Source organism: Clostridium sp. C8-1-8 (genome assembly GCF_009928445.1).
Taxonomy (GTDB): Bacteria; Bacillota; Clostridia; order Clostridiales; family Clostridiaceae; genus Clostridium_AR.
This window is the reverse complement of record NZ_JAABNO010000031.1, coordinates 16,143-38,357: the sequence shown is the minus strand read 5'-3', so window position 1 is coordinate 38,357 and position 22,215 is coordinate 16,143. Positions and strand designations below refer to the sequence as shown.

12 protein-coding genes are annotated in these 22,215 nt (G+C 32.7%); 2 read left to right on the top strand and 10 right to left on the bottom strand.

The window, feature by feature from the left end; all coding sequences use genetic code 11:
• Position 1: 1 nt before the first annotated feature.
• The 3 genes from GXK57_RS22075 to GXK57_RS22065 are packed head-to-tail and all read right to left on the bottom strand — an operon-like array spanning position 2 to position 2,917.
• Entirely contained in the window at positions 2-982 is a 981-nt protein-coding gene (locus GXK57_RS22075; protein ID WP_160680181.1) for an ABC transporter ATP-binding protein, read from the bottom strand.
• A 12-nt stretch (positions 983-994) separates the two neighbouring features.
• Positions 995-1,939 (bottom strand): oligopeptide ABC transporter permease, encoded by a 945-nt coding sequence (gene opp4C / locus GXK57_RS22070; RefSeq protein ID WP_160680180.1) that lies wholly within the window; start codon positions 1,937-1,939, stop codon positions 995-997.
• 12 nt (positions 1,940-1,951) lie between these two features.
• Positions 1,952-2,917 carry an ABC transporter permease gene (locus tag GXK57_RS22065; protein ID WP_160680179.1) on the bottom strand — a complete coding sequence of 322 codons (966 nt, stop codon included), beginning with the start codon at positions 2,915-2,917 and terminating at the stop codon, positions 1,952-1,954.
• 1,397 nt (positions 2,918-4,314) lie between these two features.
• On the opposite strand from GXK57_RS22065, the gene GXK57_RS22060 reads away from it, so the two are divergent.
• Positions 4,315-5,541, top strand: a complete 1,227-nt coding sequence (locus tag GXK57_RS22060; RefSeq protein ID WP_160680178.1) for a glycosyl hydrolase family 8 — start codon at positions 4,315-4,317, stop codon at positions 5,539-5,541.
• A 287-nt stretch (positions 5,542-5,828) separates the two neighbouring features.
• Here GXK57_RS22060 and GXK57_RS22055 read toward each other — a convergent pair whose 3' ends face one another.
• The 3 genes from GXK57_RS22055 to GXK57_RS22045 form a co-directional block, all read right to left on the bottom strand.
• Positions 5,829-7,280: an arabinan endo-1,5-alpha-L-arabinosidase gene (locus GXK57_RS22055; RefSeq protein ID WP_160680177.1), complete on the bottom strand. Its 1,452-nt coding sequence runs from the start codon at positions 7,278-7,280 to the stop codon at positions 5,829-5,831.
• 745 nt (positions 7,281-8,025) lie between these two features.
• The gene (locus GXK57_RS22050; protein ID WP_160680176.1) at positions 8,026-9,792 is read right to left on the bottom strand and encodes an ABC transporter ATP-binding protein; all 1,767 of its coding nucleotides are present in this window, start codon (positions 9,790-9,792) and stop codon (positions 8,026-8,028) included.
• Complete coding sequence (locus tag GXK57_RS22045; protein WP_160680175.1) at positions 9,789-11,519, bottom strand: ABC transporter ATP-binding protein; 1,731 nt, start codon at positions 11,517-11,519, stop codon at positions 9,789-9,791. Before GXK57_RS22045 ends, GXK57_RS22050 begins: the two co-directional genes overlap by 4 nt.
• 110 nt (positions 11,520-11,629) lie before the next feature.
• On the opposite strand from GXK57_RS22045, the gene GXK57_RS22040 reads away from it, so the two are divergent.
• The gene (locus GXK57_RS22040) at positions 11,630-12,439 is read left to right on the top strand and encodes a MerR family transcriptional regulator (protein ID WP_160680174.1); all 810 of its coding nucleotides are present in this window, start codon (positions 11,630-11,632) and stop codon (positions 12,437-12,439) included.
• Positions 12,440-12,606: 167 nt separating this feature from the next.
• Here the strand turns inward: GXK57_RS22040 and GXK57_RS22035 are convergent, their stop codons facing one another.
• The 4 genes from GXK57_RS22035 to GXK57_RS22020 form a co-directional block, all read right to left on the bottom strand.
• On the bottom strand, positions 12,607-15,387 hold the full coding sequence (locus GXK57_RS22035) for a prolyl oligopeptidase family serine peptidase (protein WP_160680173.1): 2,781 nt from the start codon (positions 15,385-15,387) through the stop codon (positions 12,607-12,609).
• A gap of 75 nt (positions 15,388-15,462) precedes the next feature.
• The gene (gene srtB, locus GXK57_RS22030) at positions 15,463-16,284 is read right to left on the bottom strand and encodes a class B sortase (protein WP_160680172.1); all 822 of its coding nucleotides are present in this window, start codon (positions 16,282-16,284) and stop codon (positions 15,463-15,465) included.
• A 350-nt stretch (positions 16,285-16,634) separates the two neighbouring features.
• Entirely contained in the window at positions 16,635-19,094 is a 2,460-nt protein-coding gene (locus tag GXK57_RS22025) for a helix-turn-helix domain-containing protein (protein WP_160680171.1), read from the bottom strand.
• A gap of 361 nt (positions 19,095-19,455) precedes the next feature.
• On the bottom strand, positions 19,456-22,203 hold the full coding sequence (locus GXK57_RS22020) for a cellobiose phosphorylase (RefSeq protein ID WP_160680170.1): 2,748 nt from the start codon (positions 22,201-22,203) through the stop codon (positions 19,456-19,458).
• Between the last annotated feature and the right edge of the window lie 12 nt (positions 22,204-22,215).

Here is a 22,215-nt window from a genome sequence, read left to right as displayed (position 1 = left end):
ATTATTTTCCCTCCTCGTAAAGCCAGCATGAAACCTTATGTGTAGGATTTACATTTATCAACGTTGGTTGAGCATCCTTACATTTATTCATACATCTATCACATCTTGAACTAAAATAGCAGTTGTCAGGCATTCCGATAGGGTTAGGAACCTGTCCTGGTATTGAGTAAAGTCTGTCTCCAGTTTCTTCAGTTAAAATTGGTTTAGACTTAAGTAATCCTTGAGTATATGGGTGAAGTGGATTCTTAAATAACTCTTCTACCGGAGCTTCTTCTATAACCTTCCCAGCATACATAACTACAACATAGTCTGCCATTTCAGCAACTACACCAAGGTCATGAGTTATAAGCATTATTGATGTATTCAATTTTTTCTTTATATCTCTCATAAGATCAAGAATCTGTGCTTGTATTGTAACATCAAGTGCTGTAGTAGGTTCGTCAGCTATAAGAAGCTTAGGATTACAACTTACAGCCATAGCTATCATAACTCTTTGTCTCATACCACCAGATAATTCATGAGGATATGATTTCATTATTTCTTCTGCTCTAGGAATTCCAGTTATCTTTAGAACTTCTATAGCTTTTTCTGCAGCCTCTTGTTTTGATAGTTTCTGGTGAAGTATTATCGCCTCACATAACTGATCACCAATCTTAAAAACTGGATTAAGAGATGTCATAGGTTCCTGGAATATTACAGAAACCTCATTTCCTCTCATATGTCTTAGCTCTTCATCAGAGAACTTTAATATATCCTTACCATTAAATAATATTTCTCCACCAACTATTTTTCCTGGAGGGTTTGGTATAAGCTTCATAAGTGACATGGCAGTAACAGACTTACCACAACCAGATTCACCAACTACGCATACAGTTTGCCCTTCTCTTATGTTAAAGCTAACATCATTAACAGCCTTAACTATACCACCACCAGTGTAGAAATAAGTTTTTAAATTTTTAAATTCAACTAAATTTTTAGCCATCTTCCTGTCCTCCTACACCTTAAGCTTAGGATCTAAAGCATCTCTTAGACCGTCACCTAATAAGTTAATCGCCATAACTGTTAAGAATATTGCTATTCCAGGTGGCATCCAAAGCCATGGTTGATATTGAAGTGCATAAGAATCTTGTGCTGCTTGTATCATATTTCCCCATGTAGGTGTTGGTGGTGTTACTCCAAGACCTAAAAAGCTTAGTGCAGACTCTGTTAATATAGCACTACCAATTCCTAGTGTTGCTGTAACAATTATAGAAGCTAGTGTGTTTGGAAGTAAGTGTACAAACATCTTTCTTCTATCTCTTAATCCTAAAGCTTCGGCAGCTTGCATAAATTCTTGTTCTCTCAGAGACAATATTTGTCCTCTTACAAGACGGGCAAGACTTGGCCAACTCAATACACCTATTACTAGCATAACGACGTATATCTTGTACTTAGGATCTATTCCCATATCCATCATTACTGCTCCAAGTAGTATTAGAAGAGGTAAGAATGGGAAACACATTAATATATCTACAATTCTCATTATTATTGTGTCGACTATTCCACCATAGTAACCAGCTATTATACCAAGTGAAGCACCTATCATAACTTCAATTGTAACTGCAACTATACCAACTGCTAGAGATATTCTTCCACCATACATAAGTCTTGCTAAAACGTCTCTTCCAAGTGTATCTGTTCCTAAAGGATGTTGCATTGAAGGATCTGCCTGAACGTTAAGAAGGTCTGACTTTTCCCATAAAGCTACTTTGTCTCCTCCTCTTATAAGTTCATCTATCCATGGACCTATAACGGAGAAAATAATCAAAGCTATTAATATATATAAACCAACCATTGCGAGTTTATTTTTCCTTAGATTTTTCCAAGCTAAACTCCAAGGGCTTTCGATTTTTTCTTTTTTATTTGCTGTATCTTTTACTTTAGCTTCCTTTTTAAGCATCTATTCCACCTCCTACTTCAATCTTATTCTTGGATCAACTAAAGCATATGCTATATCTGCAAGTAGATTACCAAGTAGAGTTAATATAGCAAGCATTAAGTTTGTACCCATTAGAAGGTAGTAATCTCTTGTATTAACTGCTGCAAGCTGAACTGGTCCTATACCTGGCCAGTTAAAGATATATTCTGTCAAAGTTGCTCCAGAAAATAATCCTGGGATTGAGAATCCTAAAAGTGTAATAACCGGAATAAGTGCATTTCTTAAAGCATGCTTATAGATAACAACCTTTTCCTTTAAACCTTTAGCTCTTGCAGTTCTAATAAAGTCTTGTCTTATAACTTCAAGCATACTTGAACGAGTATATCTCATCCAGCCTGCTACTGAACTTAATGTTAAAACAGTAAGTGGTAAAGCCATGTGCTTTACAACATCAATGAATGCTTTGAAGCCAGTATAATTTGCACCTGGTGTTGACTTACCTGAAAATGGTAACAATTTCAAATCAACCCCAAACCATTTTATAAGTAGTAAACCAAAGAAGAACGAAGGAATAGAAATTCCTATGAGTGCGAAAATAGTAAAAGCCTTATCGAATATTGAATACTGTTTAGTAGCCGAAACAACTCCAATTGGAACTGCTATTAAAACTCCTAAAACAAGTGAAGCCAATGCCAAGTAGAATGAGTTAGGTATAAATGCTTGCATTACCTTTGATACTGGCATTTTGTAATACATACTTTCACCAAGGCTTCCCTTAGTTACTAGTTCCTTTACCCAATAGTAATATTGAGTAGGTTTTGATTGATCTAAGTGATACATAGCTCTTAGTTCTGCTTTTCTTTCCATGCTTATATGAGGATCCATATTAGCTGAAATAGGATCACCTGGAGCTAGAGCAAAGATAAAGAAAATAATTATCGATACACCAACTATTGTAGGTATCATTTGTAGTAGTCTTCTTACAATGTACTGTCTCATCGTACCCCCCCTAAACTTTAAAATTTGCCCAAATTTATTTAGGCTATGACTTTTATGTTTTGCTAACCTCAAAGGCTTAAATATATTATGTTATATAAAATTTTAAAGGTTATATTCTATAGCTTTAGTAAAATAGTATTAAAAACTATGCAACAAAAGCTTTGATTATGAAATAATTTAAAAATATATAACATAATTAGATTAAAACTTTAAGTTTAACACTTTTTAACAACAATTAATATTAAACTGCCACTATGTTAAAAAATATGTGTATGTTTAGCTAACAAATTTAATTGTAACTGGCTGTTAGATAAAATATAGCATGTACAAAATAGAATTTGTTAAAAATCCAATTAAATTGTATAAAACTTCAAAACTCGTCACTTTTTTTGTATAAAATGCATAATATTAGCTATTTAAGATATTAATTCATCCTCGAACTAATAATAAATAGCTTATTATGGAAGCGCTGTCATATATCAAATTTATACTATAAGTTATGCAGTAGAGTTTGTTTTAATCGGATTAATTATTAAAGACTGTATCTGAGATCAATAACTATTCAAGGATTATGAATACGTCTGAGAAGTTCAAGAATACTACTTTTAAATAGTTCGTTATGATCCCTCTTAACTGAATAAAGCCTTATATCTATGTTTTTAAAGGCTATTGTAGAAAACGGAATTTTTATATTCTTTATTAATAAGTGAAAGAAAAACACTACTAACTTTCATTGAAAAGAAAATATGGAATAATCTTTTTTCTTTATAAAATAAAATTTAGCAAATATTTCATATCACAGATTATTATTAATTATTATATTACTTACTAAATAATTTGTAAATACATATATTTTATTGATAAGTTATTAATTTTTTCATAAGTTAGCAAAGAAAACATAATAAATTAATAATTATTTTTCAAAAATCTATTTTTGTGAAATATTACTTGTAAGTTTTAACTTTTGAATAGTTAATGACAACATATTTCATTTATTTTTATCAAAATTATTTTTTATAGTTAAAAAAATAACTAGAATTTATGTATTTTTCTTACATTCACGCGTATATTGTCTTATAAATTCACAAAAAATTAATTACTATAACCAAATTAATATTATCCCTAAAATCATAACTCAGCTTCTACCTTATATATCAATTATCAAATTCAATTTATATTCAAGCAATTTTTATTTAATTGATAATCTATAGATGTATTACCTCATATTGAAATCTATAATAATAAATATTAGTGCAAATTTTTATGCAGTTTATCAGAACTTCTTCACATAGGTTCAGAAAAGGCAGATACACAAGAAAATTACTAAAGATCACTTTAGCGATTTTTTCACTTTATTCATATAATGTAAATGTACCTATTTTATAAAGGAGTTATTGATGATTTATAATAAAGCTTTAATTAAGCTATACTCTCAAGAAAAACTCAATGATACCTTAATTTACTTTTATAGTTTATGGAAAAAGCGATATCTAAGAACAGTGGAGAATGTGCCTACTAAAATGGAATACTTATTTTACTCCCTTGATCAACCTACCAAGAACAATGCTGTTACCGTTTCTGAAGACATGGGATATGCTATGGTTATATTTCCACTTATGAGTAGATTTGATGCTGTGGCTAAAGATCACTTCACCAATATTTACAACTATATCAAGAACTATCCCAGCGTATATAACAAAGATTTAATGGCTTGGCAGCAAGTTAAAACCTCTGATGGAAAAATAGTTAATGCAGAACCAAAGACTGACTCAGCTACAGATGGAGATATGGACATCAGCTACGGTCTCCTTTTAGCTAACAAGCTATGGGGAGTTACCGACAAGATAAACTACAAACAAGAAGCTATAAAAAGAATCAACGCGCTTATGGATAGCTGTGTTGATAAAACAGATTATATCCTAACCTTAGGAGACTGGGTTAAAGGTATTCCAAGTCCTACCTTTAAGAATGTCACTAGAAGTTCTGACTTCATGAAGCACCACCTAATCGAGTTTAGCAAAGTAGATACTAAAAACTCAGCAAATTGGAAAAGAGTTTTAGGAAGGATATATTCAATTATAGATGATCAAATGAAAAGAGAAAGTAAAGATACTGGTCTTATGCCTGACTTTTTTATAAAGTCACAAGGAATATATATTGCTCCTAAAACTAAGGTTTTAGAAAGCCCACACGACGGAGACTACTTTACCAATAGTTGCAGAACGCCTTGGCGTTACTCCATGGACATTCTTTTTAACAATGTGGATATACCTCCTCAGATGTCTATATTAAATAGATGGATAAAGAAAACTACTAATCTAAATGCTAAAAATATAAAATCCGGCTATTATATCGCAAATGGCACACCAGGAAGTAGTTTCGGTGATTCTAATAACTTAGCTTTTATTGCGCCTTTCCTTGTAAGCTCTCTCATAGAGGATGGTAATGGAGACTGGACAATAAATCTTTGGAACACGCTTATGGAAAAGCCTATAGAAAATTGTACTTTCTATGAGAACACCCTTAAACTCATGGCTATGATAATTGCCACTGGTAACTGGTTTACTCCTAGCAGCACAGATAATCTACTAAAAAGGCAGTGCCAATATAGGATAAGTATATAAGCGCTGTGTTAAAGTTAACTACTCAGACACACCACGCTTTAATGAGGTTGCGCAGAAAATCATGTAATTGTAATAGCTATCTCATATATCATCTCCATAATAAACACCTAACTCCAGCTACATTAATATAGAAAAAATTAATGATAAAGGTCATGCATAAAAGGATTAAGGTTTATTCCTTTAAGCATGACCTTTAATAATAGAATTTTACTCTAAATAATGTTTAAAATAATTTAAACACCATACTTTGAACAACATCTAATTAAAAAGATTTCTAAAATTAAGTTCTAGTTAACTTTCTTTCCCCAAACTGCAGTTCCAGATTGATTTAAGCCTGTATAAACCAGAGTTTGCTTGTTATTTTCCCAATCCCATGAAGGTAATACCTTGCAGGTATCTACCCAATAATCTCCTGGTGCTACACCTGGAGCATACCAATAAAGCTTAAGGGTATTAGTTCCTGTAAGTGTCCAATGATTGTTACTTGATTCACTTCCTATTTTCCCGCTAGCAAGCAATACTGTGTTTGTAGAGCCTATCTTTCCTGAATTACCTCTATCCAATACTATGCTTTGGTAAGTACCTGCTATTGATGCAGCAGGTATAGTCTGCTCGTACTCTTTATCATATCTTTCAGGTGAAGCTACTGGCCAGCCATCATCGGTCCAAACTAGTTTTCTTACATGCAAATATGCCCAATTCACATCAGAACCAGTACGTGCATGATGTACTATATAATAATTATTTCCTTGTTTAAATACAGAATTATGACCTGGAGCAAGCCAGCCACTGTCAGTTCCAAAAGCATAGCTTCCTAGTATCTTTGTTCCAACCTCGTTAGGAGTAGTTGTGGTAGTATTTATCATACTATTATTATTATAATCTACATAAGGACCAGTTACGCTCTTAGATCTAGCTACTCTTACTGTATAGTAAGGCGAGGAACCCAAATAATCATATGAACAGAATAAATAATAGTAACCTGTTGATGCATTATAAGTTATATATCCGCCTTCTACAGCGTTATTAACGCTAGCAGGTCTTTTAGCTATTAAAGTTCCTTTTCCATAATTCATAAGCTTTCCTGTAGATGGATTTATCTGAGATACATATATTCCTCCAAAGAAAGAACCATAAACCATCCACATCTTACCACTAGCATCAGTAACTATATTAGGATCTATAGCGTTATCTTCAGCACCTATATCAGTTTTATAAACTAAACCTTGATCTGTCCATGGTCCAGTTATAGAACTGCTAGTAGCAACACCTATAAATGACTTATTTTTGCCAAATACAGAATTGCAATAATACATATAATAAGTACTACCTATTTTCTCGATATCTGGTGCCCATACCAAAGTCTCACCTGTCCAACTTTTAGCAGAAGCAGGTGTTGAAGAAAATGCTGTTCCTACCCATTGCCAATCAACCATATCCTGAGACTTTCTTATTTGTACAGCCTGAGGTGGCGTTGTTGCTGTTGCGAAATCGGTGGAAAAGCAATAATACCATCCATTTTCATAATAAATAAAAGGATCATGGGCATTCATTGTCTTCCAAGCTGAAGGATTGTTAATAGCAGATACATCATTGTACTTATAAGCTGGTGGTGCTGTAGGATAAACTACTCCTGTTGCAGCTAATGCTTTCTTACTTACATCCGAAGAACTTATCAGAACAAATGCAGCCATAAAAAGAGATGTTAGGAACATTGTTAGCTTTCTTTTTGTTGACATTGTATAACCTCCAAAATTTGATAATATATAAGATATTCAACTTCATTGACTAAAAAAGTGCTAAATTGGCCTTGTTTAGCAATTTTTTACGCATCTGCTTTTTCAAATAAAAATGATAAAGCTCTTACATCTTGGGCCCAAAAACTTTTAATGCTTCCCATATGAAGTTAACATCTCAAATCAAGTTTATTAAAATAAACTGATTCACCATTTTGTACTGCTCTATACAGGTTATATAATCACTTAAATCAATGCTCCAGTCATAGATATATGAGCTTTTTAAAGTTCCTAACAAGTTAAGGTTTAATCATAGACTTAAAAAAACAAATATATCTAGCCTACAGAAATCGTTTACTATGTATGGTAGAATATTTTACTTGTATGTTTTTTCTTTAATACTGTGCTATAATTCTAAAGCATCTTATAGGATTAATTATATATAAATCTAAATAATTAGTTATAACCAAATCATAATAATATATATATCTACATAACTAATAAAGCCAATCCCTACAAATTCAGAACTATATATATTTTATATATGATTCAATTGATTTAAATATACATAAAATTAACTGAGATTTCAACTATTTTTTATCTTTTTTATAAAAAAAGTCACTGAAGTGTTCTACTTCAGTGAGCTTCCTTTCACATCTGCCTTTTCTGAACGTATGTTAAGAAATTCTGGTAAGCGACATAACTTTAGATTTAAACAATAGACCTTTTAAAAAAATGGTTTTTTATATTACTGAGCTTCATCAAAGTCTGCAAATTGAGCATGATAAAGATGTTCATAATAGCCTTTTTGTTCTAAAAGTTCTTCGTGGGTTCCTTGCTCTACTATCCCACCATTGCTCATAACCAATATTAAGTCTGCATTTTTAATTGTTGAAAGTCTATGGGCTATAACAAAGGAGGTTCTATCCTTCATTATATTTTTCATAGCAGTTTGAAGTTTTTGCTCCAACCTTGTGTCAACTGAGCTTGTAGCCTCATCTAATATTAGAATAGTTGGGTCACAAAGCACAGTACGTGCTATTGTCATAAGCTGTTTCTCTCCTTGAGAAATATTATTTGCTTCTTCGTTTAGAACCATATCATAACCATCAGGTAGTGTAGTTATGAAATGATGAACATTTGCTACCTTCGCAGCACTAACTATATCATCTTCACTAGCGCCTTCTTTGCCATATGCAATATTATCTTTTATACTTCCGTTAAATAGCCAAGTGTCTTGGAGAACCATCCCAAATTTTTCTCTTAAGGTGTCTCTGTTCATATTTCTTATATCTATGCCATCAATCTTTATGGAACCACCATCTATGTCATAAAATCTCATCAACAAATTAATTAGCGTGGTCTTTCCTACCCCAGTTGGTCCAACTATAGCAACCATCTGTCCACTTTTCACATTGAAGCTTACATTATTAAGCAAAGCTTTGTCCTTTGAATAAGAGAAGGTCACATTTTCAAAACATACATTGCCTTGGTTGCTCTCATTTTTCTGTTCTATCTGAAGCTTATCTATCTCTTCCTCTTCATTCAAGAATTCAAACACTCTATGAACTGCTGCTATTGAAGATTGAATAGCTCCAGCCAACTGAGTTATCTGGGACATAGGTTGATTAACCTGCCATATATAACGAATAAAAGCTTGCAATTGACCAACAGCAATTGCTCCAGAGATTACATATAAGGAACCTAAAATAGCCACTGTTCCAATTCCTATATAAGTTATAAAGCTTACCAGCGGAGTCATTAAGCCACTTATAAACTGAGCTCTAAAACCTTCTTTACATAACTGTTCATTTGCATCACTAAACTCTTCTACGGAGTCTTCCTGCTTTCCAAACAATTTAATCTCATTAAAGCCAGTAAACTTTTCTTGAACAACGGCATTTAACCTTCCTAAGGCATTCTGCTGCTTTTCAAAAATAGGCTGAGTTTTTTTTGTAATCATCCTAGAAAATACAATTGATAAAACGATTATTGCCAGGGAAATCATAGCCATGCCACTATGAATTCTAAACATCATATACAGAGCTAACCCTAAACCTAATATAGCATTTAAAACTTGAGCAAAACTCTGCTGAAGCGCATTTGATATAGTATCAACATCATTAGAAACTCTGCTTAAAGTATCACCCAAGGAATTCTTATCAAAATACGAAACTGGAAGTCTTGATATTTTTCCTTGAACATCTCTTCTCAAATCCTTCATTGCATTTTGAATTGCATCAGTAAGGAAAAACTGATATATATAGCTGCTTAAGTTTCCTGCTATATAGATAAAAATCAAGCTTATTATGATTTGTGTTATCTTCGCAAAATTAACAGACTTCCCTGCTGTTATATCTCTAAATAACTGTGTGGTAATCATACCTTCAAAGGTTGGGCTAAGCGCTGCCAGATAAGCAGCTACAACAATTAATAATATTGCTATTATTAGTTTAAATTTATATTTTTTAAAATATGGCATTAAACCCTTAATACTAGCATTTTTCTTTATCATAGTGCTAACTCCTCCTTTGACATTTGACTAACCGCAATCTCATAGTAAATAGGACAAGTTTTTAATAATTGCTCATGAGTGCCTATCCCAACTATTTCTCCTTCATTTAATACTACAATTCGAGTGGCATCCATAATGGAAGAAACTCTCTGCGCTACAATCAATGTAATTGCTTCCTTTATTTCAACCTTCAGCCTCTTTCTTAAATTAGCATCAGTCTTAAAATCTAATGCAGAAAAAGAGTCATCAAATATATAAATCTCTGGTTTTCTTATAACTGCTCTAGAAATGCTTAATCTTTGCTTTTGTCCACCAGATAAATTACTGCCGCCTTCTTCCACCCTATCTTCAAATTGATCTGGTTTGTCTATAATAAAATCATAGGCCTGAGCAATTTTAGTACTTTCTTCTATTTCTACCTTACTGGCATTATGCTTTCCATATTTTATATTGTCACTTATACTTCCTGAAAAAAGCATAGACTTTTGAGGTATAAGCCCAATCTTTTCTCTTAAGGCACGTAAATCATAATTTCTAACATCTACTCCATCTATTTTTATACTTCCAGAGCTAACATCATATGATCTCGGAATAAGATTAATTAATGTACTCTTTCCACTACCTGTACTGCCAATGAAAGCAACTATATCACCTTTTTTAGCTTTAAAACTTATGTTTTTAAGCACAGGAGCTTCACTATCCGGATACTTGAAAGTAACCTCTTCAAACTTCAAAGTCCCGCTTCCATCCCCATCTATTACGGGATTCTCTGGGTTTTTAATAGCAGGCTCTTCATTTAATATTTCTTCGATACGCTTAGCACTAATAGAAGCTCGAGGATACATAACAAATACCAAGCAAAATAGCATTATAGAGAACATGGCATGAAACATATACTCTTGGAAAGCCACTAAGTTTCCAACCTGAAGCACTCCCTTATCTATCATTTTGCTTGAAAGAATAAATACAATAACAAGCCCCACATTTAGAAGAAAGAAAAATGCTGGTTGAGGAACTGCCATAAGCTTAAAGAGCCTCTTAGAATTATGTGAGTAATCTTCGTTGGCCTCGGAAAATCTTTTAGCTTCATATTTATCTTTTCTAAAGGCACGAATTACCCTAACACCAGTTAAGTTCTCTCTAATTATTTTATTTATATTATCCATACCCTTTTGCTGCTCTGTACTAATAGGTTCGCTTAACTTAGCTATAATGAATACGCCTAAACATATAATAGGAATGAATGCCCCTATTACCATGGACAAAGTAATATTCGTCCTTATCACCATGAACACGCTGACTATTATCATCACTGGAGTCAATAGTGCTGTCCTAAGTAGAACATTAATAAACTGCATCAAAATAAAAGCATCATTTGTAGTTCTAGTTATCATACTAGATACTCCAAATTTGTTGTACTCAGTATGAGAAAAATCCTGAGCCTTTCTAAAAATATCATTTCTTATATCTCTTGTAATAGAAGTACTAACTTTTGAACTGCAATAAGCCAAAAGTATATTTCCTATTCCTCCAATAATAGCAACTATAAAGATTACAAAACCTAACTTGTATATATAGTGCTTATCATTAAGTATAATTCCTCTATCTATCAACCTAGAAACGATTGTAGGTATACCAATTTCCGCCACTGCAAAAGCTAGTACCGCTAAGATATTTAAGAATACATATATCTTATATTTTTTTAAATGCTGTAGAATCAGCCTCATCGTAAAACACCTCTCCTATCTGTATTCTTCTTAAACTAACACTTGATTAGCCCATCAATACGTACTATGATAAACTATAAGGTTACCTTATAGTCAATAGGAGAAAAGTTATGTATAAAAAATATTTTACTACAGGAAAGTTCGCTAGACTGTGCAATATAGATAAGCATGTTTTATTTCACTATGATGAAATAGGCTTATTTAAACCAGAAGTAATAAACGAAAAAGGCTATCGCTACTACTCTTACGACCAATATTTCACCTTATACGTTATATTAAACTTAAAAAATCTAGGTATGTCCTTGATGGATATAAAGAACTATCTAGAGCAGCGTAATCCTGAAATGCTGCTTAATTTATTAGATGAAAAAACCTTAGAAATATCCGAAAAGATAAAATGGCTTCAGGAGGTCCAGAAAAGTATTGAGAACTTAAAGCAGTTAACTACAGCTGGAATGCACAGCAATTATGATATACACCTAGAGGAACTTCCAGAAGCGATTATTGTCCCTTCTCATAATATAGAAAATGAATCTATCAATGACTTTGCTAGCTTCATGCAGGAATACGTGAAGTTCTGTAAAAGTCTTGGCATAACCATTAATGAATATGTCGGAAGTATAATATCAGTAAATAACCTTAGGAAAAGCAACTTTTTAAATCTTTCTTATCTATATGTTAAAGCAGATTATCCTATAGACGACCAAACTATTGTAAGAAGAAAAGGTACATATTTATGTGGTTATTTTAAAGGAAAGTATGAAGAGTTCTATAAGCTATATACTAAAATGTTAGCTTATGCTGATGAAAACAAAATTACTTTAGGTGAATACTCCTACGAAGAATATCTAATTTCAGACATAGCTGAAAAAGATCCTGACAATTATATTTCAAAACTTATGATTGAAACGGCTTATTAGCAACTATTTGTGCTAAAACTTCTCACATAGTTTTATAAAGATAATCTATCCACAGCTTTTTCTAAGAATGTACTTTATTAAACAATTAAATATGGACTTAGTATCAGTTTTTTAATAGCTGATACTAAGTCCCATTTTTCTTTTAGCTATTGTTTCTTATTTCTGCTTTATTGCTTTTTTCTAAGCAATACTCCTCCACCTACCAATGAAGCTAGCATTAATATTGATAACAAAACTATTGGCGCTGTATCACCAGTTTGTGGTGATGCAGTACTGCTTAATGCTGCTGAACTCTGTGATGCTGAAGACGGAGTTGTTTTGGTTGTTGGTGTCTGTGTTGGCACACTTGTTGTTGGACTTTGAGTTGTTGTATTTGTTGTATTCGTTGGAATTATAGGTGTAGCCTTGCTTATTGCTTTAGAAGCCAACCATTCCATTATTGTTGTACTCTTTCCACTGATTGTATCTATACACTGGTTATTATATACATATATCCAAGACCAGTGCCCATTATACTCGTAAGGTGTTCCATCAACTTTCTTATACAAACCTGTAGTGTCTAAAACCTTATCAAAGAAAGAAAAATGAATATCTTTTGCTCCGGCCTTTATCAAACGATCATAAGTTGGTACAGCATAAATAGCTGGAGGAAGTACATTATCAGTCTTAGCAGCAGTAAACCATATTGGTAGATTCTTTAACTTTTGTATATCCGAATCAGATATTAAGGTATCTTTAAGCCCCTCACAGGTTGGGAATGCCGCAGCGAAATAATCTGTGTAATCTCTTGCCATAAGTAGTGTCATGTATCCACCGTTGGAGTCTCCTCCGATATATATTTTGCTAGTATCTATATCTGGATTGTTTGCAACATATTCCTTAATTAATGACATAAGCGCTGCTTCATACTTAGAAGTTCCATCCGCTTTTCCGTTAATACCATCCATCCAGTAAGTTGGAGCCTGAGGTGCTAAAACATATGCTCCATTAAAATAAGCTTGAAGATCATTAGAAGCAAAGTTCACTGCTTTATTACCAGCTATAGGCATAATACCGTCAGTTCCACCCTCTCCGCCACCATGTAACCATATTATCAAGGGGTGCTTTTTATTGTCTTTTGATGGTGCGAAGCTTGAATAGTGAAGAGTAACATTAGTATAGGTTGCTTGAGAAGTTGTGAACTTGTCTAGAAGGCCATTGGTTCCTCCAGCAAATACATTTCCAACTAACCCCCTTATTATTTGATTATTGGTAGTAATATCTCTTTGTTGAGTTATTGTGTAATTGGAAGTTATCCACCCATTTAATCCAGAGGTCACACTATAGTTTATTGGTGAACCTAATGATATATCAGGTCCTATTTCCATCTCAAGAACCGCATAGTTTCCACTAGGTACTGAATTTCCATCCTTATCAGATACATATGCTCTTACAACCTTACGCTCTCCCTCACTAACTCCTGATATCTGAGTATTGGGTCTATTCTCAGTTCTTAGAACATGAACCTTAAAAGTGTCCGTAGCTATCAACCCTTGATCTACCTTTTGGCCTAAGTTAACGATTACTTTAGTAATAGCTGGTCTCCAATCCTCTACTTCTGTAACTGTAGTATAATTTGTTGGCTGTACCTTAGCTTGGGCAGCTAACCACTCCATTATCGTTGTCCTTTTTCCGTTTATTGTATCCATGCATTGATTATTGTAAACATATATCCATGACCAGTGCCCCATATATTCATATGGTGATCCATCTGCTTTTTTATATATGCCTGTTGTATCAACTACATTATCAAATAATGATAAATGAACATTTTTAGCTCCTGCCTTTACTAAACGATTATAGGTTGGGACTACATAATCATTTACTGGTACTGTTGTATCAGTTTTAGCTGCAGTAAACCATATTGGTATATTCTTCATCTTTTCAATATCAGAATCCTTTATTAAGGTATCCTTTAAAGCTTCACATGTTGGAAATGCCGCTGCAAAATAATCTGTATAATCTCTTGCCATAAGCATTGTCATATATCCACCATTTGAATCTCCTCCGATGTAAATTCTGCTTGTATCAATATCTCTGTTATTTGCAACATAATCTTTAATGAGAGACATAAGTGCATTTTCATATTTTGAAGTTCCATCTCCAAATCCATTAACACCATCCATCCAGAAAGTTGGAGTTTGTGGCGCTAAAACATAAGCTCCTCCAAAATAAGCTTGCACTTCCTTAGATGCAAAGTTATCTGCCTTGTTTCCCATAATTGGAAGTAAACCATCTGTTCCACCTTCTCCAGCACCATGAAGCCATACAACTAAAGGATGTTTGGCGTTATCCTTTGTTGGTGCATAATTTGAATACTTCAAGGTAACATTGTCATAGGTTGCTTGTGCAAGCTTAAAATTATCCACAATTGGTTTAATATCTCCAGCATATGTGTTGATAACTAATCCTGATATTGTTCCTGATTCTGATGAAATATCTTTTTGCTGAGCTATGGTATAATCACATTTAACCCATCCATTAAAGCTAGTAGTTAAACTGTAGTTAATTGGTGAAGCTATAGATACATCTGGCCCAACCTCCATCTCTATAACTACATAATCTCCACTGGCTACTGCATTGCCATCTTTATCAGAGACATAAACTTTTGTAATCTTACGATCTCCTTCCTTATCCCCTAATATAGTAGTATTGGTTCTATTTTCAGCTCTAGCCACATGTACTCTAAAAGTATCTGTATTCACTGAACCTTTGTCCACTTTTTTACCTAAGTCAACTATTACCTTAGTTGTTGCTGGTCCCCAGTCAAATACTTCTGTAACTGTACGATAAGATGTTGATTGTTCTATTTCTTGAGCATAAACATTTTTCGTTGTAGAAAATGCCATAGTACTAGCTAATACAACTGCTAACACTAGCTTTCCACCTCTTCTAAATATACTTGCCATTTTTACCCCCCATATCACAGGCTTTCTAGCCATTTTTTACTTTAAAATCTATATTGATGACAATAAAGTACTAATTTAATATTTGGTATAATCACTGAACTTCTCTTTCAAAACCTTAGCATGTACAATTATTCTGCTATCTTTATTTGTATTGGTGCATGTAGACAAACTCAATATAGTATCATCTGCGGTTACTCCTACTCCAGTATCATAAAGAGACTTTTTCCTTAACTCTTTTAAGAAATTTTCATATTTATCTCTCGAACTAAAAGTTCTATCGTAGCTATCGCTACTACCTTCTGTAATATAACAAGAGAAGATATCACATTTTAAAGTTTCATTAGGAGTATAAATTCGAAAGCATGGGTTGGACACAAAAAAATCTCTATTTTTATACTTCATTAAAGCACTAAACATGGATGAATTCTTCAGATTATGACCATATATTATGGTATGTACATCCTTAAACTGGCTATTGTTTTCATAATCCATAAAAATACTTCCTGCTTTGTTTTCCTCCTTTTTGAAGGTATGCTTCAAATAAAAATCATTATTTGTGCCTTTCACAATAGGATAGTTAATTGCTATATTGTCAAAACATATCCACCCCACAACATCGCTATTTATTACTTTAAGCTTGTTAAAGCCTATTTTTGCATTGTTGTCCAATATATTTTCATTTTGAGACTTTTTAATATATCTTTGTAAGTCCTTATATTCTTCTGTACCTGTCTTATATTCGCTTCCAATAACATACAGGCTATACCCACTATATAAGAAAACACCTGCACATATTGCTAGCATTATTCTTCTTAAGAACTTTAAAAATACAGTATTCCCGGCTAGTTCCTCATCTCTACTCTTCTCATGATTAGTTTTGCTTTTAATATTAAACATATAAATCTCCGATTTGATTTTTAAATTATCTTCTGAATTTAATTTTCTTCTGTCTAATCAGTGATTTAATTATACATTTTCAATAATTGTAAAGCTTTCCATTTGTAGTTTTTTACATATAAATTTATTATTATATTTTGACTCATTTATAACTTATACACCGTTTTATAAAAAGTACTCATAAATCAAAGTCAAAAAATGGAATAGTTATATTATCTGCGTATCCTCTTAACCTATTCTAATCCTCTGATCTTGATAGTTTTAGCTAGCAAAACTTTTATAGTTTCCTAGAAGTAAAAAAATAGTATACAACAACTCGTATACTACTTAATCATTATATTTATTTACAGTTATTTAGGAATAATTTCAATCAGTAAAACTTCATGGGGCTCCATTATCTCGTTTATGACAAAGTCCCCCTCAATGCTTATTTCCTTCATTTCATATCCAAATATTGATTTCCCCTTAATATAGTTAATCTCATCTCCAGACAAATACCTTGGTGCACCTATTGTTAACCACTGATCATATGCAGAGCCATTTTTCTTATTTATTCTGTATATCCTCTCAACTGCTTTTCCAGCTAATCCTCTAATAATGAAACTTATGCTTTTACTTCGCTCATCAAAAACCTGATATCTTTCCTTTATGCTTATATCAGTTGAATGACATTTCTTTGTCTCCTCAATAAAATGACAGTAATTATAAGCTAAAATTTGAACCTTACCATTTTCACTTTTGGTAACAATGTAATCTTCCTCTTTCGTCACTATATTTCCTTCTAATCTATTCATCAATTCATATACATGATAAACAGGCTTTTTAATTGTATTGTTAGTTATAAAGCCTAAACCTCCGTGAAAACTATAGTTACTAGCTTTACTTTCCTCAAATATATCACTAAAAGACCAGTATGCCATTCCATGAACTTTATCATAATTAGCTATTACATTCTTTGCAAAGAAAGCAGCTTTAAAGCATGTATCATGAAGTAGATCCTTTTGACTGGGAGTTGTATTCCACTCAGAGATAAACACCTCTTTCACTTCAAGTCTATACTTACCTATTCTATCCAAAAAATCATCTATGGTTTCACTAATAAAGTTCTCATTAGTATAAGTACAATAGTCTATTGTATCCTGAAGTATTAACTTATTATCTGACTTTTTGCTAAACCTATTGATATTCTCTATACCACTTAAATTTCCTGTAGGCATTATAGAATAAGCTCTAAACGCAATAAAATCTAATACAATATTATATTTTTCATTAAGTATACTAAACTGTTCTAGCAGGCTTTCGTCAAAGGTTCCTCCAACAAGTAACCCTGCTTCCACCTTTTTCACACTATTATAAGTTTCTTTGAAGAAATCAAAATATTTTAGTTGGTTTTCATTAAAGTATTCCCATTGGTCACAAATCTGAAAATACCAAGTTTTTACTTCATTAACTCCATACCTCTCTATAACGTGCTGTACAAAGCTTTCTATCAATTCGCTCCACTTCTTCATGCTCTTGGGATAACTTATATTGGCTCTCCACGCAAATATATACTTCTTTTCTGAAGCAAGCTGCTCTGGCATGTAGCCAAGCTCAAGAAAAGGCTTTAGCTTGATTTGTAACAAGAAATCTATTAACTCATCAACATAAGTAAAATTATATTCTATTCTCCCTTCCCAATCTTCACTATAAACCATCATCTCATCGGATAGTATTCCATGAAACCTTACATACTGAAAAGGAATTTCTTTTTGAATTAATCTCAATTGATTTCTTAGTTCCTCCCTCATTCCCTCTGCCGCTCTTCCAAAAGCTAAAAGCTTTCTCCATTTTTGATTTAAGCTTTTTTCTGCCACACTGCAGTCTATTATATAGCACCCATCTTCCTGATTCATAAGTTTTAGCTGGAGATTTTCAGCACTTATCATATCTTTCATGTTAGCTTCTAAATCTTTAAGATCTATTATATTGGCATCAGCCTGCTTCAAATAAGTACTTCTATACTTTGAAGGTGTCATATTGTAAGCATCCTTAAAGGCTTTAAAGTATGATTTAAGATTAGGAAATCCATTTTCTAAAGCTATATAGGTAATTTTCTTATCATAATTTCTCAAATCATTTATAGATTCTTCCAGCCTTATCTTACTTATAAAATTGTTTAAAGTAATGCCCATCTGCCTGGAAAAATACCTTGAAATATATTGTTTATTAAGATGAAATTTTTTTGCTATATCCTCTAAACTTATTTTTTCTTTATAATGTTCCAATACAAACTTTATTATATTGTCTATTCTTTCGTCATATTCTTTTTCAGAGCAGCAGCTCACTTCATTCAGTACAGTAAAATTATTTAATAGAACTATTACAATTTGTATAGTCAAATGCTTTGCTATTAATAAATATCCATTTTTCTTGTTAAGAGATATTTGCAAAAGCTTAATCATTAAGTTCTTTATATAATCATAGGCATCAACATATTGTTCTTTTATCTCAGTTGAATTTAATTCAAATATTAAATTACTAAAATTATTATAATAAGTATCAAAGTATTTATTATCTAATTTTAAAATATAAACTTGATTAGAATTTAAACCTAATATGCTATACATTGTATTAGGATTTATTAATATAATATCCTCTTCTTTTAATGTATATAGCTTGTCCCCCTTTTTTAGAGTTATTTCCCCTTTTATAACAAATATCAAAGTAATACTCGGATTACAACCATAACTTAATTCTTCTATGCTTTCAATACATATCCTCACTGGCATTTCCCCAATTGTGTTTATAACCTCGTTATAGCATCTCATAAACAAACCTCCTATAACCTTAAATAACTAAATATCAAACAGTTACCAAGCTGTATTTTTACTGTTTGCTCAAAATATCTATTCAAACTTTCCTAGATAACTAGATTTAGTTAGCAAGAAAATTTAATCTCCCTTAACAGTAAAAAAGACCTTTATTAATAAGCTATTAGGTTTTACCCTATTTCTTACTAATGAAGGTCTAGCCTGAAAAAATCAGTTACAATCCATCACTTTACACTTTTTTCCATATACACTTACAATATGATTATATTTCTTTATTTTGTAACCGTCAACATGTTTTCAAAATCACTTTTTATACTTATAGAAAGCTTCGTTATAGTATTACACTTGATTTATTCTATTAGACTCCAACTAGTTGTACAACTAATTCATGTTCTTCATCTATAGGAAGTTCATCTACAATCTTTTTATCCACAATAAGTGATCCATCAACTAGCTTAAGCTCTAAAGCACTTCCATCTAATGTAGCTCCACCTATTCTATACTCACCATACTCTAACCCATCTTGGTTCTTATAATTTACGTGTATCTTCTTACCACTAAATACTGTAAAAGCTGATGCACTAAAGCTACTATCAAATTGAGCTTTAACTAGTTTAGGCTGCAGCATAAGATCTCCTATTAAACCTTTTATACCATATACCTCATTAATCATTGTAAGCAATAGCCAGCTTGCTGCACCAGTAAGATAATGATACATTCCTCTTCCGTTTTCATTGATGTACTCAGGTATACCTGGCAATATCCTACTCTTTTCAAAGTTAGTACAGTGGTTATATATCATGTCTATTATTTCAAAGCCTTCCTTTACAAAGCCTCTTTTGTAAAGAGCATTTATATACATTATTGTCATATGACTGAACATAGCCCCATTTTCTTTATGTCCATAGGCGAAACCAAAGCCTCTCCCCATGTTCAATTTAACTTCTTTAAAGTCAGTGTTTAATCTTATACCACCAACACTTGGATCCTTCAAATATCTATTTACCGCTGCAACAACCTTTTCCACCTGCTCTTTATCAGCAGCACCACTCATTATCGGGAACACTTGACCAGTTAAAGTCATCCTTGTTCCTGTTTGAAATTCGCCTTCTAATGCTTTGCCGTCATTATCATAATAACCATTGAACCATTGAAAACCTTCAGAATTACTTACTAATTCATTCTTTTTGATATGCTCCATTATCCATATAGCTTTTCTTTTAATATCCAAGGATAGTTCATCTATACTAATCTTTACTTTTTCTCCTGATACATTATGGGAGCAAAGCTCTAGATACTTCATTAACAACTTATTTTTCTCAGTCACCGAATTATAATTTATTAATTCATTAATAGTATCTATTAAAATTGACATTTCCTTAGCTATTACTATGGATTTTATTTTCAGATTGTCCTTTAGACTTAATAACAATTCACTTAAGTCCATAAGGTTACTTCCATATAAAGCAGTGAAGGTAACACTTTCTCCTTTTTCCTCTGCCATATCAAAAGCATCGTTCCAATCAGCACCTTCCAATCTTATATTATTATGCTCGCCCACATTGTAAAAAGCGGTTAAGTGCTGAATTAATATATGTTCAAGGATACTACCTTTGTAGAGTTCACCTGAATTATCTTTCTGCTTATTTCCATAGCTCTCTTCCCATTCATGATCTATAGCTTTTGAACGGAAGCATTGCTTATCTTTGAAATACTCTTGTTCCTCAAGTAAAAATTCTAAGTCTCCACTCAAATCTAGATACAACTTTGTAGTTATGAATGGCCATACTCCATGGTCCATCCAAGTTCTAGATATATTGTTTCTATCTGCAATAAATTCTCCTGCTTTTGTTCCAATGATAGTGGCATTGGTACCATCGACTCTTACTCCACAATAATTATTGTAAAGCAGCTCTCTTACCGGTTCTGGTTCAAGAACCAATAGTGCTAAGCAATCCTGCCATAGATCTCTCCAACCTCTTCCCCCTCTTCCATAGTCATGATGAGGAAGAAAAGAACATCCATATATTCTTCTCATAATAGGTTGTATCTCTACCCATTTCATCCATGAATCAAAGGCTTCATTAGAAGATTCAAATTTAAGATTGGATAACTTTCTATCCCAGTAAGCTTTATTATTATCTAGTTCACTATCAAACTTAGTTACGCTGCCATATGCATCTATAAATTTTTGTAAGTCAGAGTCTTTTTCACTAATACCCATAATTACTATATATGAAGTGCTCTCTCCAGGTTTAAGTTCACATTCCTCAAATCTTATTGCTCCTATTGCTTCGTATCCGTTTATATTAGCTCCTTTTTTACAGTAGCTTGTCAGATTCCTTACAACAGCCTCGGGCCATTGAAGGCTGCCTCCTTCTCCTATAAATTCTTCTTCTACTGGAAAGAATCCAACGGGCTCCTTTCCATCTTCTTGCACTGCCTGAACAGAATAAGACAGTGTATTAATTTTATGTCCTCTTTCATCAAAAGTTAGAGTCGGTGTAACAACAACTCCGTATTCATTTGTATATATTCTATGAAGCAAAGAGGTGACATGTCTATGGTCCCTTATATTATCCGCAGAGCGTCCGTAAATCGGTATAGCAGCAGTAGGAGTAAAGCTTATTTTTTCTGCCTTAATATTTTTTATTGTTACTTTCATCAATTCAACATTATGCTTCCTAACAGGCACAAAGCTTGTTATCTCTGCGTTTACACCAAGGGTTTTATTTTCTCTTACAACCTTTTGCCATAGAAATCCACCATGTAATCTTACAGTTTCTTCACTATCCTCCTGGAAGCTAAGCTTCATTTGAGCAGAAGAGTTTCCTGCTGCTGACCAGGAAGTACCTTCATTAAAACTTAGCCAAAAGTTTCTTGAGGTTGATGAAAAATTTAAATTTCTTATTGATGTTGGTTCCATTAGAAAGGCATTCTGATTTACCTTAATATCTCCTGCTAGTAATGGGGTTATTGAACTCATCATTCCATTTTCATTTGCTAGTGGAAAATATAAACCATTAGTTTTGTGTGGGTTGTCCAACACAAATTCACCATTTTCTCCAATGAAATTCCATGCTGAACTTTTTATTTTTTCTACCATAATACCCTCCAA